This is a genomic window from Streptomyces sp. 6N223, from assembly GCF_052246635.1.
GTDB lineage: Bacteria > Actinomycetota > Actinomycetes > Streptomycetales > Streptomycetaceae > Streptomyces.
On record NZ_JBQQCA010000020.1, the window covers coordinates 49011 to 65289 of the forward strand.

The window sequence follows — 16279 nt, forward strand, 5'->3', positions numbered from 1 at the left end:
CGTTCAGTGCGCAGGTCCCGGGGGGTGGTGTCGGTACAGGGCGCGCTTGTTGATGTAGCGCACCACCCCGTCCGGCACCAGATACCAGACCGGGTCGCCCCGGGCCACCCTCTTCCGGCAGTCGGTGGAGGAGATGGCCAGCGCCGGCACCTCCACCAGCGACACGCCGCCGCACGGCAGCCCGGGGTCGGCGAGCTGGTGCCCGGGCCGCGTCACCCCGATGAAGTGGGCGAGCGCGAACAGCTCTTCGGCGTCCCGCCAGCTCAGGATCTGGGCGAGGGCGTCGGCGCCGGTGATGAAGAACAGGTCCGCGTCGGCGTGTTGGGCACGCAGCTCCCGCAGCGTGTCGATGGTGTACGTTTTGCCGCCCCGGTCGATGTCAATCCGGCTGACCGAGAACTGCGGGTTCGAGGCGGTCGCGATGACCGTCATCAGGTAGCGGTCCTCGGCGGGAGAAACGTCTCTGTGGGACTTCTGCCACGGCTGCCCGGTCGGCACGAAGATGACCTCGTCCAGGTGGAAGAGGGTGGCCACCTCGCTGGCGGCGACCAGGTGGCCGTGGTGGATCGGGTCGAACGTGCCGCCCATCACGCCGATGCGCCGCTTGCCCTCGCCGCCCTGGCGCGCCTGGGACCCGGGCACTATCTGCTGTGGCATGGGCAGACCCTAGCGGTCGCGGTTGAGCCGCGTGGTGATCCACAGCAGCAGGAGCAGCGCGGCCAGCGCGCCGCCGCCGATGGCGTAGGCGTTCAGGCTGTCGTGCTGGCCGTGCTCGGTGGCCTCGGCCAGGGTGATGACGGTGTCAGTGACGGTCGGCATGCCAGTCATCGTATGCGGACCAGATGGCGACGGCCTCTTGCCCCCACCGGTCGGGGTGGGATGGAGTGGGGCGCGGGGGACGGGGCGGAGACCGACAAGGGGGCTTTACCGAACATGACAGACGGAACAAACGGCGCGGGTGCGGGCGCGGGCGCGGGCGAGGAGCGGCTGCCGGGCCGGAACAGGCAGCGCTTCCCCGGCATATCGTCGCGGGCCTACGAGCACCCGGCCGACCGCTCGGCGCTGGTGGCGTTGCGCAAGCTGACCGGCTTCGACACGGTGTTCAAGGCGCTGAGCGCGATGCTGCCGGAGCGCAGCCTGCGGTTGCTCTTCCTCTCCGACTCGGTGCGGGTCAGCGAGCGGCAGTTCGCGCACCTGCACGAGATGCTGCTGGACGCCTGCTACATCCTGGACCTGGAGCGGGTCCCGCCGATGTACGTGTCGCAGGACCCGAAGCCGAACGCCATGTGCATCGGCCTTGACCAGCCGATCATCGTGGTCACCACGGGTCTGGTCGAGCTGCTGGACGAGGAGGAGATGCGGGCGGTCATCGGCCACGAGGTCGGACACGCGCTGTCCGGGCACGCCGTCTACCGCACGATCCTGCTCTTCCTGACCAACATCGCCGTCCGGGTGGCGTGGATCCCGCTGGGCAACATCGCGATCATGGCGATCGTCACGGCGCTGCGCGAGTGGTTCCGCAAGTCGGAGCTGTCGGCGGACCGGGCGGGGCTGCTGGTGGGCCAGGACGCGCAGGCCTCCATGCGCGGCCTGATGAAGCTGGCGGGCGGCAACCACCTGCACGAGATGAACGTGGACGCCTTCCTGGAGCAGGCGGACGAGTACGAGGCGGGCGGGGACCTGCGCGACTCGGTGCTGAAGATCCTCAACGTGCTGCCGCGCACGCACCCCTTCGCGGTGGTGCGGGCGGCGGAGCTGCGGGCGTGGAGCGAGGGCCGGGACTACCAGCGGATCCTGGAGGGGCACTATCCGCGTCGCGGGGAGGACCGGGAGGCGTCGGTCACGGACTCCTTCCGCGAGTCGGCGGGGCACTACGCGTCGACGGTGCGGAACAGCAAGGATCCGCTGATGAAGCTGGTGAACGACGTGGCGGGCGGCGCGACGGATCTGGGCGGGCGGCTTCGCGACTTCGCGACGGGCCGCTCACGGGGCGCGTCGGGGACGCAGACGCAGGAGCGGCCGGCGGACGCGCCGGCAGACGCGCCCGAGGATGGGCCCGAGGCTCCGCCGGAGCGCGGCGGCGGCGCGTAGCCGCCTGCGGGCGGGCCCGCGGCGGCGCCTCCGGCGCCTTCGGGGTCCGGGGGCTTCGCCCCTGGACCCCGTTGCCGCCCACACCCCGGCACCCCACCCGGGGTGGCTTGGGCAGGTGGGCGGGGTCAGTGGTCCGTGGGCAGCTCGGGGAGCGCCGCGGGCGAGAGCGTGCCGCAGACGGGGGCGCCGCCGGGGGCGTCCCTCGTGAAGGGGTCGGTCGCCCGCTCCGCGGGCGGGTGCGTGGCGCGCTCGCCCGCCAGCAGCGGCACCAGCGCCGCGTCGCTCTCGGCCTCGCAGTCCATCGGGCCCGCCAGCACGTCGGCCTGCCGCACCACCGCCTGACGCTCCCGTAGCTCGCCCTCGCCGAACTGCAGGAGTATCTCCCGCTCGACGACGAAGAGCGCGGCGGGCGCCCGCGGCTCGCCGGCGGGCCTCACGGCGTAGACGAAGACGTGGTGGCCGGAGACCTGCAGCACGTCCTCGTCGATCTCGCGGAAGTCGAACTCGCCGTCGACGCGCGGCAGCGGGTCGGCCAGGGCCACCTGCTGCCCGGCCGGGTCGGCGTCGAAGCGCACCAGCCAGTCGGTGGGCACGGAGTACGGGTCGTGGCCCGCCATGGCGCGGTCGAACTGCTCCCGCTGCTCGGGGCCGAGCAGCTCGCGCACCGGGATGTAGGTGTTGCCGGCGAGCACCTCGGGCGTCAGGGAGCTGGCGACCACGTACTCCTTGGCGACGGTGAGGGCGGTGAGGACCTGCTCGCTGGTGAAGTGGACCGTGGCGCGCGGGTCCGGCAGCGCCACGCCGCCCGCGCCCATGCCGAACTCGTCGGCCGGACTGCCGGCGTACAGCGCCTCGGCGTCGCGGGAGCCGGGCACCTCGCCCTGCGGCGCGAGCGGGATCACCGCCCCGGCGGGCGGCTCGACGGCGGCGGAGTTGCCGGAGCCGTACGGGTTGTTGCTGCCCAGGTAGATGGCGGCGGCGAAGGCGAGGAGGATGATCAGGGCCAGGGCTATGCCCTGCTTGGGGATCACGCGGGCCGCCGGGCCTCCGGACTCGGGGAGGCGGCTGCGCACGGCCTCGGAGTGGTCCTCCAGCCGCTCCTGCGCGGAGAGCTCCTGGAGGCGAGCAGCTTTGACGAACGACTCGTCGAAGACGGTCGATTGGTATTCTTCGTCCCCGGCTCCCGGGGCGCCCCCGGGAGTCCCTTCGGGAGGGTCAGTACGCCCGGCCACATCTCCAGCGTAGTTTGATCACAGGGACGTAAACAGCCCTGGACGGGAACCACTTTCGATCGGCTGAGCGGCGCCGGCTAGCCGTCCTCGGGTATCTCGGCCTCCACCACCGTGGAGGGGCGCTGGTCCGTGTCGCCGACGGGGGACGCGGGCCCCGGCGTGGGGTCGCCGCGCTGGGCGGATCCGGCGCGCTGGATGGCTATGAGGGCCAGGGCGATCACGCTGATCCCCATCACCATGGCGAGCACGCAGGCCACGGGCCTCTGCCAGCGGGCCATGCGCCAGGTGCTGGAGGAATACCTGGCGGAGCGGCCCGAGGAGCGCGCGGCGTAAGGGGTGGAGGCGGCGGCGCTGTACGCGGTGTAACCGCCGTACGCCAGCTCCTCCTCGTCATCCTCGTCCGGCATGTACCGCGTGTAGTCGGAGCGGTCGAACCGCCCCTCCTCGTCGTCCGGGTCCTCCGGCTCCAGCTCGGCGTCCGGCCCGACTATCTCCTCGAAGCGATAGTCGTAGTCGGCAACCCCGTCGACCACGCCGTCGGACATGCCGCCGAGGCCGCCGCCCATCCCGGGGTCCATGTCGGGCTCCGAGTAGTACGGGGGGTCCCCTGTCGCCTCGGCCTCGGCACGCTCAAGTGCGGCGTAGAGTATCCGCTCGGCTGCGCTCGGTTCGTGGATCGCTGCGGCCTCGACGAAGTCCTCGTCGAGCACCACGGCGGCGAACGCCTCGTCGGCTGCCCCGCGATCCTGGCTATCGGGCCCGTCGCCATCGGCGAACGGCTGGCCCCTCACGTCGTCCGGCACGCATCCAGCGTAGGGGGCTCGGGCTCATCAGGGGAGGGTCCACGGGAATTCACCCCCGTGTGTGACCGTCTCCTGTCACCACGTAGGTGGTCGAGGTCAGCTCCGGCAGGCCCATCGGGCCGCGGGCGTGCAGCTTTTGGGTGGAGATGCCGATCTCCGCGCCGAAGCCGAACTGTCCGCCATCAGTGAAACGCGTCGAGGCGTTGACCATCACGGCGGTGGAGTCCATGCGGGAGACGAAGCGGCGGGCCGCGGCGGTGTCCTTGGTGACGATGGCCTCGGTGTGGCCGGAGGTCCAGCGGCGGATGTGGGCGACGGCGGCGTCCATGTCGGGCACGACGGCGGCGGCGATGTCGTAGCTCAAGTACTCGGTGCCCCAGTCCTCTTCGGTGGCGGGCCGCACCTTCACGCCCGCGTCGCCGCCCGCCTTCTGCCAGGCCTCGTCGCCGTGGACGGTCACGCCCGCCTCCGCGAGCGCGGCCAGCGCCCGGGGCAGGAAGCGCTCGGCGATCCCGGCGTGGACGAGCACGGTCTCGGCAGCGTTGCAGACGCTGGGGCGCTGGGCCTTGGAGTTGACGAGGATCTCGACGGCCATGTCGAGGTCGGCGGCCTCGTCGACGTAGACGTGGCAGTTGCCGACGCCGGTCTCGATGACGGGGACGGTGGACTCGGTGACGACGGTCTGGATCAACGAGGCGCCGCCACGCGGGATCAGGACGTCGACCAGGCCGCGGGCGCGCATCAGCTCGCGGGCGGACTCGCGGCTCTCGCCGGGCACCAGCTGCACGGCGTCGGCGGGAAGACCGGCGCCGGCCACGGCCTCGCGCAGGACGTCGACGAGCGCGGCGTTGGAGGCGTAGGCGGAGGAGGAGCCGCGCAGCAGCACGGCGTTGCCGGCCTTCAGGCACAGGGAGGCGGCGTCCACGGTGACGTTGGGGCGTGCCTCGTAGATGATGCCGACGACGCCGAGGGGGACGCGGATCTGGCGCAGTTCGAGGCCGTTGGGGAGGGTGGAGCCGCGCACGACCTCGCCGACGGGGTCGGGGAGGGCGACGATGTGGCGCACGTCGGCGGCGATGGCGGCGATGCGCTCGGGGGTGAGGGTGAGCCGGTCGACGATGGCCGCCGGGGTGCCGTTCTCCCGCGCGCGGGCGATGTCCTCGGCGTTGGCCTCGACGATCTCCGCGGTGCGGGCGAGCAGCGCGTCGGCGACGGCCGTCAGGGCCGCGTCGCGGGCGGTGCGGGGCAGCGGCGCCAGCTCGGCGGCGGCGGCCTTGGCCCGGCGGGCGGTGGCGAGGACGGCGGAGGTTTCCGTGGGGGTGTGGGCGGTGTGGCTCATGGCAGGAAGCCTAGCGCACCGACCGTTGAATCGTTGAACGATTCTCGAACGCCGAGAACGCCGGGAACGCCGAGAACGCTCAGAACGGATGGACGCCGACCGGACTGGCCGGAGGCGGGCCGTACCCCTCGGCGACGCGCTGGTGGTAGGTGTCGCGGCCGATGACCTCAAGGCCGACGATCTCCCAGGGCGGCAGCTGCGCGGTGCGCCGGTGCTCGCCCCACAGCCGCAACGCCAGCGCGGCGGCGTCGTGCAGGGTCCGCGCCTCCTCCCAGTAGCGGATCTCGGCGCGGTCGTCGGCGTAGCGGCTGGTCAGCAGGAAGGGGTGGTCGTCGGCGAGCCGCTCCAGCGCCCGCCGCACGTCCGGCAGCGGAGCGGCCGGGCCGGCGACGCTGAGGGTCACGTGCCACATCCTCGGCGCCTCGGGCCCGGCGCCGTCGCGCGGCTCGGAGTCCACGTCCTCCGCCCGCGCGGGCTCCCGGTCGGACTCCCGGTCGGACTCCTGCGCTGGCTCCTGCGCTGGCTCCTGCGCGGGGACGCTGGCCAGTCGTCTCACCGGCGGCCTCCTGACGTGCTGCTGTCCTCGTGCGAATGCGGTGCCTGTGGTGCCGTGCGGCACCTCGTGGTCCGTGCGGGGACGGAGTGCACCACCAGAAGTGGACCAGCTCGGCCGGGGCGGCGTGACCGGAATGGGGAAACCTCCCGGGGAAAGCCTGCTCCCTTTCACACATCCGGCACGTGGTCTTATGCCCGCAGCACGACCAGGTCATCGCGGTGCACGACTTCTCTTTCGTACGCCGGGCCCAGCTCGCGGGCCAGCTCGCGCGTGGAGCGGCCGATCAGCCGCGGGATCTCGCTGGCATCGAAGTTGACCAGCCCGCGCCCCACCGGGTGCCCCTCCTCGTCGCGCAGCTCGATCGGGTCGCCCGCGATGAAATCGCCCTCAACTGCCGTGATGCCGGCGGGCAGCAGCGAGCTGCGGCGTTCGGTGACCGCGCGCACCGCGCCGGCGTCCAGGGTGACCGCGCCGCGCGGCGTGGAGGCGTGGGCCAGCCACAGCAGCCGGCCCGCCGACCGGCGCCCGGTGGGGCGGAAGTGGGTGCCGACCCCGGCCCCGGCGAGGGCCTCGGCGGCCTGGCTGGCGGCGGCGAGCACCACCGGGATGCCCGCCTCGGTGGCGATCGCGGCGGCCTCGACCTTCGTAACCATGCCCCCCGTGCCGACCCCCGCGCGGCCCGCCCGGCCCAGCTCGACCCCGGCCAGGTCCTCCGGCCCGGACACCTCGGCGATCCTGGCGGCGCCGGGCCGGGCCGGGTCGCCGTCGTAGAGCCCGTCCACGTCGGACAGCAGCAGCAGCAGGTCGGCGCGGACCAGGTGGGCCACCAGCGCGGCGAGCCGGTCGTTGTCGCCGAAGCGGATCTCCTCGGTGGCCACCGTGTCGTTCTCGTTGACCACGGGGACCGCGCCCATGGCCAGGAGCTGGTCGAGGGTGCGGTAGGCGTTGCGGTAGTGGGAGCGGCGGGAGGTGTCGTCCTCGGTCAGCAGCACCTGGCCGACGCGCCGGCCGTAGCGGGCGAAGGACGCCGTGTAGCGGGCCAGCAGCAGCCCCTGGCCGACGCTGGCGGCGGCCTGCTGCCTGGCCAGGTCCCGGGGGCGGCGGGCGAGGCCGAGCGGCGCGAGCCCGGCGGCGATGGCGCCGGAGGAGACGAGGACGACCTGCTTGCCGTCCTGCTTCACCAGCACGTCGACGAGGGCGTCGACCCGGTCGGCGTCCAGCCCCCCGGCCGCCGTGGTGAGCGAGGACGACCCGACCTTGACGACGATCCTGCGGGCCTCGGAGACGTCCCGCCGGATCCCCTGCCGTGCCGCTGTCACCGCTCTCCCCTGCCCTCACTGCTCGGCGCGGTTCGCCTGTGCGGACCGCTGTCCGTAATCTATGCCAATGCGCCGGGCCGCCGCGCACGCGTTCTCCCGGCCCCTGACGCGCCCCATGACCCCCATCTGCCCCCCATATCGCTTCGGAGCCCTGGCTGTGCCTTCCGTACTCGCCGCTGGACCGTCGTCGCTTCGCCGTGGCCCGCAATGGATCTCGCTCCTCGCGCTGCTGTGCTGTTACGCCGCGCAGCTCGCCGGCGCGCTGCTTCCCCGTCCCGGACTGCTGATCGCCGCCGCCGTCGCGGGGCAGGCGCTCGATCTGGGCCTGCGGCTGTGGTATCCGTCGCCGCTGAGCACGCTCTCGCGGCTGCACTGCGACGAGACGGTCAGACAGCCGCTGCGGGACCTGCTGACGGTCGTGGGCCTGGTCCAGGTGGCCGACACCGGCGGCGGCGCGCGGGTGGCCCTCGTGGCCGCCATGCTGTCGTCCTACGCCACGCACGTCCTCATCCGCGGGTTGGCGATGCTGGTGCGGCGCTCCCGCACCATGCCGATCCTCACCCGCAACATCGACACCTCCGAGCTCCGGCTGTCCGCCGCGCCGCCCCAGCTCCTGGCCAAGTCGGCCCGGCGGATACTGCTGTTCTCGATCCCCGGCACCGCCGGGATGCTGGCCACGGTGGCCACCGAGCGGATGGCGTGGAGCCTGGCCGGGGCCGGGATCTCCCTGGCGCTGTTCCTGGGCGGCGCCGCGTACCTGGCGACGTGGCTGCTGCCGGGCAAACGCCCCCCGAGCGAGCAGCAGGTCGTGGAGTGGTTCGAGCACTGGCTCACCGACTACCGGCCGGACGTGGGCCTGTACTTCTCCGGCGGCTCCTCGACGGCGTACCAGGCGAACATGTGGCTGTCCACGCTCGGCGCGCTCGACGGCCGCCCGCTGATCGTGCTGCGCGAGCGCGGCATGACCCAGCTCATCGCGGCGACCGAGGTGCCGGTGGTGTGCCTGCCGAGGGTCGCGCAGCTGATGCTGCTGGAGACCTCGACGCTGAAGGTGCTGCTGCACCCGGCGAACGCCCCCAAGACCTCGCAGGTGCTGCGCATCCCGACCATCAAGCACGCCTTCACCAACCACGGTGAGAGCGACAAGCTGTCCAGCTGCAACCCCTACGCCAAGGTCTACGACGAGGTGTGGGTGGCCGGCCCGGCGGCGCGGCGGCGTTACGCCCTGGCGGACGTGGGCGTGGACGACCGCGACGTGGTCGAGGTCGGCCGCCCGCAGCTCGCGCCGATCCGCCCGTCCGACGGGCCGCCGCCGGCCGAGGGGCCGATCACGGTGCTGTACGCCCCCACCTGGGAGGGCTGGACCGACGACCCGGGCAACACCTCGATCATCCTGGCCGGGGAGAACATCGTCCGCACGCTGCTGTCCGACCCCCGGGTGCGGCTGCTGTACAAGCCGCACCCGATGACCGGGTCGCAGGACCCGAGGGCGAAGGCCGCGGACGTCCGGATCCGGGAGCTGATCGCCGAGGCGAACGCCGCCGGGGGGCGGATCGAGCCCATGGGGCCCGAGGACGAGCGGGAGCTGGGGCGGCGGACCGCCGAGCTGGACGCGCTGATCTCGGCGGCGTTCCGGCCGGGCTCGGACGAGATGGAGCGGATGGCGGCGCAGAGCGCGCCCGAGCCGGGCCGCGGCGAAGCGGTGGCGGCGGCGATGGAGGCGTGGCGCACGGCGTTCTGGCGCGCGCAGCCGCCGCGGGCGCACCTGGTGCTGACAGGGCCGCGGCCGGACATCTACAGCTGCTTCAACCAGGCGGACCTGCTGATCTCGGACGTCTCCAGCGTGGTCTCCGACTTCCTGGCCAGCGCGAAGCCGTACGCGGTGGCGAACACGAGCGGATGGCCGGAGGCGGAGTTCAAGGAGGCGAACCCGACGGTGCGGGCGGCGACCATCCTCACTCCGGACGCGGCGGGGATTCCGGCGCTGCTGGGCGCGGTCGTCGATCCGTCGCTGGACACGCTGGTGCGGGAGCGGGCGGAGCTGAAGGAGTACCTGCTGGGGCCGGAGGAGCCGCCGTCGCTCGTCCGCTTCCGCGAGGCGACGCGGGCGCTGTGCGCCCGCGCGGAGGCCCGCGCGGAGCGGCAGGAGGCGGCGCAGCCGGCGCAGTCGGCTGCGCCGGCTCAGCCGCCCACGGCGCAGGTGGTGCAGTAGGGGGCGGGGGCTCCGCCCCCGGACCCCCGGGCCGCCCCCACCCCGGCACTCCGCCCGCCCCCAAAAGGGGCGGGCGGTGGGGGAAGCCTCCAGCGCTCAGCCGAACCGCTCGGCCAGCCACCCCTCGACGTGAGCCACGGCCGCCTCCGGCAGCGTCAGCGCGTGCGTCGCCCCCTCGACCTCAACCAGCTCCGTGCCGGACGGAAACTCCGCAGGCGTTCCGAACGGATCGCGCACACCCTGCACCACCAGCACCGGCACGCCCGCCCCGCCCAACTCCCCCGCCCGGGACTTCTCCGGGCGGCCGGGCGGGTGGAGCGGGAAGGACAACGCCAGCACCGCCCGCGCGCCCAGCGCCCGCGCCGTGCGGCACGCGACCCGCGCCCCCGCGCTGCGGCCCCCCGCGATCAGCGGCAGGCCGGGGCGTTCCAGCGCGGGCCACAGCGCGGTCCACGCGGCGTCCAGGGTCCGCGGCGCGGGCGCCACGCGCTTTCCCGCGACCCGCCAGGGCTGTTCGACGAGCGCGACGGTGATCCCGCGCGCGGGCAGCGCGTCCGCCAGCGCCCGCAGGTCCTCGGTCTCGATGCCGCCGCCGGCCCCGTGCCCCAGCGCCAGCACGCCACGGGCGCCCCGCGCCCGGTGCCAGGTGACGCGCGCCCCGCCCTGCGGCGTGGCAAGTGTCTCAACGCTCATGTCCGCCCATGTCCGCTCATGTCACTCGGGTGGCTCGAAGGGATCGAACTCCTCCAGCCCGCGCTCCGCCTCCCGCTCGCGGCGCCGCTGCGCAGCGGGGCGCAGCTCGTTCAGGCGGTGGTCCTCGCCGCGCCGCCCCAGCATCTCGGCGCCGGAGACGATCGAGGGCTCGAAGTCGAAGACGACGGCGTCGTCCTCGGGCCCGATCAGCACGCCGTCGCCCTCCCGCGCGCCCGCCTTCACCAGCTCCTCCTCGACGCCGAGGCGCGCGAGCCGGTCCGCGAGGTAGCCCACGGCCTCGTCGTTGGAGAAGTCGGTCTGCCGCACCCAGCGTTCCGGCTTGGCGCCGCGGACGCGGAACAGGCCGTCGCCCTCGCGCGCGACCGTGAAGCCGGTGTCGTTCACCGGCTGCGGGCGGATGACGATGCGGGTCGGGGCCTCCTTCGGGCGGGCGGCGCGCGCCTCGGCGACCATGGCGCCGAGGGCGTAGGAGAGCTCTCTCAGGCCCTTGCGGGAGACGGCCGAGACGTCGAAGACGCGGTAGCCGCGCGCCTGGAGATCGGGGCGCACGATGTCCGCGAGGTCCTGGCCCTCGGGGACGTCGGTCTTGTTGAGCGCGATCAGGCGCGGCCGGTCGGCGAGCCCGGCGCCGTACGCCGCCAGCTCGGCCTCGACGATCTCCAGGTCCGTGACCGGGTCGCGGTCGGACTCCAGGGTGGCGCAGTCGAGGACGTGGACCAGGACGGAGCAGCGCTCCACGTGCCGCAGGAACTCAAGCCCCAGGCCCTTGCCCTGGCTGGCCCCCGGGATGAGGCCGGGGACGTCGGCGACGGTGTAGACGGTCTCGCCGGCGGTGACCACGCCGAGGTTGGGGACGAGGGTGGTGAAGGGGTAGTCGGCGATCTTCGGGCGGGCGGCGGAGAGCACCGAGATCAGCGAGGACTTGCCCGCGCTGGGGTAGCCGACGAGGGCGACGTCGGCGACGCTCTTCAGCTCCAGCACCAGGTCCCTGGCCTCGCCGGGCTCGCCGAGCAGCGCGAAGCCGGGGGCCTTGCGGCGGGGCGAGGCGAGGGCGGCGTTGCCGAGGCCGCCCCGGCCGCCCTGGCCCGCGACGAACGCCGTGCCCTCGCCGACGAGGTCGGCCAGCACGTTGCCGCGGCGGTCGAGGACGACGGTGCCGTCGGGCACCGGCAGCACCAGGTTCTGGCCGTCGGCGCCGGTGCGGTGGCTGCCGGCGCCGGGCCGGCCGTTGGTGGCGCGGCGGTGCGGGCGGTGGTGGTAGTCGAGCAGGGTGGTCACGTCGCGGTCGACGACGAGCACCACGTCGCCGCCGCGGCCGCCGTCGCCGCCGTCGGGGCCGCCGAGCGGCTTGAACTTCTCCCGGTGCACGGAGGCGCAGCCGTGCCCCCCGTTGCCCGCGGCGACGTGCAGTTCGACGCGGTCCACGAAGGTGGTCATCGCTGGCTCCTCGAGTGCGTGCGGTGGCTGAAGTGCGAGGGCGGGCCCCCTCCCCCACCGGGAAGGCGGCCCGCCCTGTGCGTTGGTCTGCTACTCGGCGACCGGGACGATGTTGATGACCTTGCGGTCGCGGAACCGGCCGAACTGCACGGTGCCGGCGCGCAGCGCGAACAGCGTGTCGTCGCTGCCGCGGCCCACGCCGTTGCCGGGGTGGAAGTGGGTGCCGCGCTGGCGGATCAGGATCTCACCGGCGTTGACGACCTGGCCGCCGAAGCGCTTCACGCCCAGGTACTGGGGGTTGGAGTCCCGGCCGTTCCGGGTGGACGATGCGCCCTTTTTGTGTGCCATTGTGCTCAGTCCCTCACTTCGCGGCCGGGGCCGGGATCTCGGTGACCTTCAGCTGGGTGTGCAGCTGGCGGTGACCCATCCGCCGACGGTAACCGGTCTTGTTCTTGAACTTCTGGATCCGGATCTTCTCGCCCTTGTGGTGGTCGAGCACCTCGGCCCGGACCTTCACCCCGGCCAGCACCCAGGGGTCGCTGGTCACGGTGTCGCCGTCCACGACGAGCAGGGTCGAGAGCTCGACGGTGTCGCCGACCTCGCTGCTGGACATGCGGTCTACCTCGATGACGTCACCGACAGAAACCTTCTGCTGACGGCCGCCGGTGCGCACGATCGCGTACACGCGGAACTCTCCCTTGCTCGATACGGAGCCCCTGATGCCAGCGCGGGCCGCTCACGCGGCCCGGCCTCTCCCGCAGCGAGCCCGCAGACGGACTGCGGCTGCGGCGGGAGGCGGATGCTCGGGGGCTGGGCGTGCCCTGTCCGCGGACACGCCGACGGTCAACAATACGGAGGCGCCGAGAAGCCGGTCAAATTGGCGACCGGCCGCTCGGCGCCCTCCGCTCACGGTGCGGCCCTCACTCCTCGGCGGAGGCGGAGACCGAGGGCGGCTGCTGCTGCTCGGCGGCGGCCGTGGCCGTGGGCTTCTTGGCCGCGCCCTTCTTGGCGGCGGTCTTCTTCGCCACGGTCTTCTTCGCCACCGCCTTCTTGGCGGCCTTCTTCGCGGTGGCCTTCTTCGCCGGCGCCTTCTTGGCCGTCTTCTTGGCGGCCTTCTTCACCGCCTTCTTCGCGGCGGGGGCCGGGGCGACCACCGTGACCGGCGCCTCCGAGGCGCCCTCGGGCGAACCCGCGGGCACGGAGACGCGGCGGCGGCGCGGCCGGGCCGCCGACGGGGCGGGCGGCTGCGCGGCGGCCTCCGCGACGGCCTGGGCCCGGGCCTCGGCCTGCGCCGTCTCGGGCACGGCCTCCGCCGCGGGCTGCGGCTCCGGCTCCGGGGCCGGCTCCGGCGCGGGCTGGGGCTCCTCGGGCTGCTCGCCCGAGGCGATCACGAGGACCGCCGGCTCCGCGGCCTTCGGCGAACCGGCCGGGGCGCTGACCTTGCGGGTGCCCCGACGGCGGGACCGGGACGGCGTCGCGGCCTCCTCGGCGGCGGGCTCGGGCTCGGGCGCGGGCTCGGGGGCCGGCTCCGTGGCGGGCTCGGGCGCTGCCTCGGCCGCGGCGACCGTCGCCGCGACGGGCTCCGCCTCGACCTCGACCTCGGGCTCGGCGGCCTTCGGCGGGCCCGCCGGCGCGGTCACCTTGCGGGCGACCCGGCGGCGGCGACGCCCCCGGGGCTCGGGCTCGGGCTCAGGAGCGGGCGCCGCCTCGGCCGCGGGCTCGGGCTCGACCGCCGCGACGGGCTCCACCTCGGGTTCGGGCTCGACCGCCGACTCGGGCTCGGCCGCCACCGGCTCGACCGGCGGCGCCTCCACCGCCGCGGCGGCCTTCCCCTTGCGCCGCGAGCGCTTGCCCCCGCCGGCACCGGCGTGGACGTGCGGCTGGTCCATGTGCACGATCACGCCGCGCCCGTTGCAGTGCACGCACGACTCGGAGAACGACTCCAGCAGCCCCTGCCCGACCCGCTTGCGGGTCATCTGCACCAGGCCCAGCGAGGTGACCTCGGCCACCTGGTGCTTGGTGCGGTCCCGGCCCAGGCACTCCAGCAGTCGCCGCAGCACCAGCTCGCGGTTGGACTCCAGCACCATGTCGATGAAGTCGATCACGATGATGCCGCCCAGGTCCCGCAGCCGCAGCTGCCGGACGATCTCCTCGGCGGCCTCCAGGTTGTTGCGGGTGACCGTCTCCTCGAGGTTCCCGCCCTGGCCCGTGAAGCGGCCGGTGTTCACGTCGATGACGACCATGGCCTCGGTCCGGTCGATCACCAGCGAGCCGCCGCTGGGCAGCCACACCTTCCGGTCCAGGGCCTTCATCAGCTGCTCGTCGATCCGGTAGGTGGCGAAGACGTCCACCTCCGAGGTCCACCTCTCCAGCCGCTGCGCCAGGTCGGGCGCGACGTGGCCCACGTAGCCGTGGATGGTCTCCCAGGCGTCGTCGCCGCTGACGATGACCTTCGAGAAGTCCTCGTTGAAGATGTCGCGCACGACGCGCACGGTCATGTCCGGCTCGCCGTACAGCAGCGCGGGGGCGTTGCCCTTCTTCGCCTTCTTCTGGATCTCCTCCCACTGCGCCCGCAGCCGCTCGACGTCGCGGGTCAGCTCCTCCTCGCTGGCGCCCTCCGCCGCCGTGCGCACGATGACGCCGGCGTCGTCCGGGACGATCTGCTTGAGGATCTGCTTCAGCCGGGCCCGCTCGGTGTCCGGCAGCTTGCGGCTGATGCCGGTCATCGACCCCTCGGGGACGTAGACAAGGTAGCGGCCGGGGAGGGAGATCTGGCTGGTCAGCCGGGCGCCCTTGTGGCCCATGGGGTCCTTGGTGACCTGGACGAGGACCGGCTGGCCCGACTTCAGCGCGCTCTCGATGCGGCGCGGGCCGCTGCCGAGGCCGAGGGCCTCGAAGTTGACCTCGCCGGCGTAGAGCACGGCGTTGCGGCCCTTGCCGATGTCGACGAACGCCGCCTCCATCGAGGGCAGCACGTTCTGCACCTTGCCGAGGTAGACGTTGCCGACGTAGGAGGTGTTCTGCTCGCGGTTGACGAAGTGCTCGACGAGAACGCCGTCCTCCATCACGGCGATCTGGGTGCGCTCGCCGCTCTGCCGCACCACCATGTGCCGCTCGACGGACTCGCGGCGGGCCAGGAACTCGGCCTCGGTGATGATCGGCACCCGGCGGCGGCCCTGCTCGCGGCCCTCGCGGCGGCGCTGCTTCTTGGCCTCCAGGCGGGTCGAGCCCTTGATGGCCTGCACGCCGTCGCCGGCCTCGGTCTCCTCGCGGTCACGCTTCCGGCGCGGCTCGCGGACCTTGACGACGGTGCGCGCCGGGTCGTCGGCGGTGGTGGCGGGGGCGGCCTCGGCGGCCTCGCCGCTGCGGCGGCGACGGCGGCGGCGACGCCGGGAGGTGCCGGCCGCGGCGCCGTCCTCGGCGGCCTCCTGCTCGGGCTCCTCGCCCTGCTCCTGGTCCCTCGGCTCCTGCGGCTCGCCCGCCGCCCGCTCGGCGGCGGACTCGGCCTCCGCGTGCCCCGCCTCGGGCCCGGGCTCGGCGGCCGGACGCGGCTGGCCCGCGACGGCCTCGGCCGCCTTCTCGGCGGTCTCCCCGCGACGGCGGCGGCGTCCGCCGCGCCGCCTGCGGCGGGAGGGGCGTTCGGCCTCGGCGGTCTCGTCGTCCTCGGACGGCTGCGGGCCCTCGTCCCGGGCGGCCGCCTCGTCGGCGTACTCCGCCTCCTCCTCGCCGTCCTCGCCGTCCTCGCCGTCCTCGGGCAGCTCCTCGCGGTCGAGATCCTCGTCCGCGTCCTCCAGGTCCTCGGCGTAGTCGGCGGCCTCCGCCGCGGCGCGCTCAGGGGTCTGGAACATGGGCGCCTGGAAGACCGGGGCCTGGAAGACGACCGTGGGGGCCGCGGGCACGGCAGGGGTCACGGGCACCACCGGGGGCTCGGCCGCCTCCGTGGTCGCGGCGGACTCGGCGGTCTCCTCGGGTCCGGGCTCGGGCGCGGCAGCGGCGACGGATGCCGCGGCGGGCTCCGGCGCGGCTGCCGACCGCGTGGCGCGGCGGCGCCGGCGCGGCGTCTCGGGCTGCTCGGGCTCCGGGGCGGCGTCGGGCACGGTCGCCTCGGACGCGGCGCGCGTCGCACGGCGGCGCCTGCGCGCCGGCACGGGCTCCGGCTCCGGCTCGGATGCCGGGGCGGCCTCGGCCACCTCGGCCCCGGGCGTGACCTCGCTCACCGCAGGGGCAGGCGCTTCGGCAGACTCCGGCTCGGCCGCCGCAGCCGGGCCGGACGCGGCGCGCGTCGCGCGACGGCGCTTGCGCGCCGGCACGGGCTCGGGGGCGGGCACGGGCGTACCCTCGCTCGCCGCCTCCGCGGCGCTCGCGGCGCTCGCGGTGGGGGCGGGCCTTTCGATCGTTACCGTCGGTTCTGTGGTTGTGTCGTTACCGTTCGCGGTGACCGGTGGCCCTGCCGGGCTGCTCGCCACGCGACGGCGGCGGCGCGGGGGCAGGGTGTCACTCGGTGTGTTGTTGTCGCCGTCCGGTGTCCTTGTCTCGGACGGCTGGTTGGGCTCTTGCATGCGGGCGGTTCTCCCGT

At 74.2% G+C, this 16279-nt stretch carries 14 protein-coding genes; 2 read left to right on the forward strand and 12 right to left on the reverse strand.

Annotation, left to right across the window (positions count from 1 at the left end; genetic code table 11):
- Nucleotides 1-3 precede the first annotated feature (3 nt).
- Both nadD and ACTWQH_RS14920 read right to left on the reverse strand, forming a co-directional pair.
- Nucleotides 4-657 (reverse strand): nicotinate-nucleotide adenylyltransferase, encoded by a 654-nt coding sequence (gene nadD / locus ACTWQH_RS14915; protein WP_443287001.1) that lies wholly within the window; start codon nt 655-657, stop codon nt 4-6.
- Between the two features lie 9 nt (nt 658-666).
- Nucleotides 667-819 carry a hypothetical protein gene (locus tag ACTWQH_RS14920; RefSeq protein WP_443220897.1) on the reverse strand — a complete coding sequence of 51 codons (153 nt, stop codon included), beginning with the start codon at nt 817-819 and terminating at the stop codon, nt 667-669.
- A 114-nt stretch (nt 820-933) separates the two neighbouring features.
- On the opposite strand from ACTWQH_RS14920, the gene ACTWQH_RS14925 reads away from it, so the two are divergent.
- Nucleotides 934-2091 carry a M48 family metallopeptidase gene (locus ACTWQH_RS14925; protein WP_443287002.1) on the forward strand — a complete coding sequence of 386 codons (1158 nt, stop codon included), beginning with the start codon at nt 934-936 and terminating at the stop codon, nt 2089-2091.
- Nucleotides 2092-2216: 125 nt separating this feature from the next.
- Here the strand turns inward: ACTWQH_RS14925 and ACTWQH_RS14930 are convergent, their stop codons facing one another.
- The 5 genes from ACTWQH_RS14930 to proB form a co-directional block, all read right to left on the reverse strand.
- Nucleotides 2217-3323, reverse strand: coding sequence for an SCO2583 family membrane protein (locus ACTWQH_RS14930; protein WP_443287003.1), 1107 nt, complete (start codon nt 3321-3323; stop codon nt 2217-2219).
- Between the two features lie 77 nt (nt 3324-3400).
- Nucleotides 3401-4126 (reverse strand): SCO2584 family spore wall biosynthesis protein, encoded by a 726-nt coding sequence (locus tag ACTWQH_RS14935; RefSeq protein ID WP_443287004.1) that lies wholly within the window; start codon nt 4124-4126, stop codon nt 3401-3403.
- Nucleotides 4127-4175: 49 nt separating this feature from the next.
- A complete protein-coding gene (locus tag ACTWQH_RS14940; protein ID WP_443287005.1) occupies nt 4176-5465 on the reverse strand; it encodes a glutamate-5-semialdehyde dehydrogenase in 1290 nt (429 codons plus the stop codon).
- A 79-nt stretch (nt 5466-5544) separates the two neighbouring features.
- The gene (locus tag ACTWQH_RS14945; RefSeq protein WP_443287052.1) at nt 5545-5922 is read right to left on the reverse strand and encodes a hypothetical protein; all 378 of its coding nucleotides are present in this window, start codon (nt 5920-5922) and stop codon (nt 5545-5547) included.
- Between the two features lie 287 nt (nt 5923-6209).
- On the reverse strand, nt 6210-7340 hold the full coding sequence (gene proB, locus ACTWQH_RS14950) for a glutamate 5-kinase (RefSeq protein WP_443287006.1): 1131 nt from the start codon (nt 7338-7340) through the stop codon (nt 6210-6212).
- Nucleotides 7341-7455: 115 nt separating this feature from the next.
- Between proB and ACTWQH_RS14955 the strand changes: the two genes are divergently transcribed.
- Entirely contained in the window at nt 7456-9552 is a 2097-nt protein-coding gene (locus ACTWQH_RS14955; RefSeq protein WP_443287007.1) for a hypothetical protein, read from the forward strand.
- A gap of 96 nt (nt 9553-9648) precedes the next feature.
- Here the strand turns inward: ACTWQH_RS14955 and ACTWQH_RS14960 are convergent, their stop codons facing one another.
- The 5 genes from ACTWQH_RS14960 to ACTWQH_RS14980 all read right to left on the reverse strand — a co-directional run bounded on the left by ACTWQH_RS14960 (nt 9649) and on the right by ACTWQH_RS14980 (nt 16262).
- Nucleotides 9649-10245: an alpha/beta hydrolase family protein gene (locus ACTWQH_RS14960; protein ID WP_443287008.1), complete on the reverse strand. Its 597-nt coding sequence runs from the start codon at nt 10243-10245 to the stop codon at nt 9649-9651.
- Between the two features lie 21 nt (nt 10246-10266).
- Nucleotides 10267-11703, reverse strand: a complete 1437-nt coding sequence (obgE, locus tag ACTWQH_RS14965; RefSeq protein WP_443287009.1) for a GTPase ObgE — start codon at nt 11701-11703, stop codon at nt 10267-10269.
- 90 nt (nt 11704-11793) lie between these two features.
- Entirely contained in the window at nt 11794-12051 is a 258-nt protein-coding gene (rpmA, locus tag ACTWQH_RS14970; RefSeq protein WP_443287010.1) for a 50S ribosomal protein L27, read from the reverse strand.
- A 13-nt stretch (nt 12052-12064) separates the two neighbouring features.
- Entirely contained in the window at nt 12065-12388 is a 324-nt protein-coding gene (rplU, locus tag ACTWQH_RS14975; protein ID WP_443287011.1) for a 50S ribosomal protein L21, read from the reverse strand.
- A gap of 235 nt (nt 12389-12623) precedes the next feature.
- The gene (locus ACTWQH_RS14980; RefSeq protein WP_443287012.1) at nt 12624-16262 is read right to left on the reverse strand and encodes an Rne/Rng family ribonuclease; all 3639 of its coding nucleotides are present in this window, start codon (nt 16260-16262) and stop codon (nt 12624-12626) included.
- Nucleotides 16263-16279: the final 17 nt, after the last annotated feature.

What these genes read in the sequence shown, in the direction of transcription:
- obgE (WP_443287009.1), bottom strand. Translation starts at nt 11,703, where the DNA reads ATGACCACCTTCGTGGACCGCGTCGAACTGCACGTCGCCGCGGGCAAC.
- nadD (WP_443287001.1), bottom strand. Translation starts at nt 657, where the DNA reads ATGCCACAGCAGATAGTGCCCGGGTCCCAGGCGCGCCAGGGCGGCGAG.
- ACTWQH_RS14920 (WP_443220897.1), bottom strand. Translation starts at nt 819, where the DNA reads ATGCCGACCGTCACTGACACCGTCATCACCCTGGCCGAGGCCACCGAG.
- ACTWQH_RS14925 (WP_443287002.1), top strand. Translation starts at nt 934, where the DNA reads ATGACAGACGGAACAAACGGCGCGGGTGCGGGCGCGGGCGCGGGCGAG.
- ACTWQH_RS14955 (WP_443287007.1), top strand. Translation starts at nt 7,456, where the DNA reads ATGACCCCCATCTGCCCCCCATATCGCTTCGGAGCCCTGGCTGTGCCT.
- rpmA (WP_443287010.1), bottom strand. Translation starts at nt 12,051, where the DNA reads ATGGCACACAAAAAGGGCGCATCGTCCACCCGGAACGGCCGGGACTCC.
- ACTWQH_RS14980 (WP_443287012.1), bottom strand. Translation starts at nt 16,262, where the DNA reads ATGCAAGAGCCCAACCAGCCGTCCGAGACAAGGACACCGGACGGCGAC.
- ACTWQH_RS14940 (WP_443287005.1), bottom strand. Translation starts at nt 5,465, where the DNA reads ATGAGCCACACCGCCCACACCCCCACGGAAACCTCCGCCGTCCTCGCC.
- ACTWQH_RS14960 (WP_443287008.1), bottom strand. Translation starts at nt 10,245, where the DNA reads ATGAGCGTTGAGACACTTGCCACGCCGCAGGGCGGGGCGCGCGTCACC.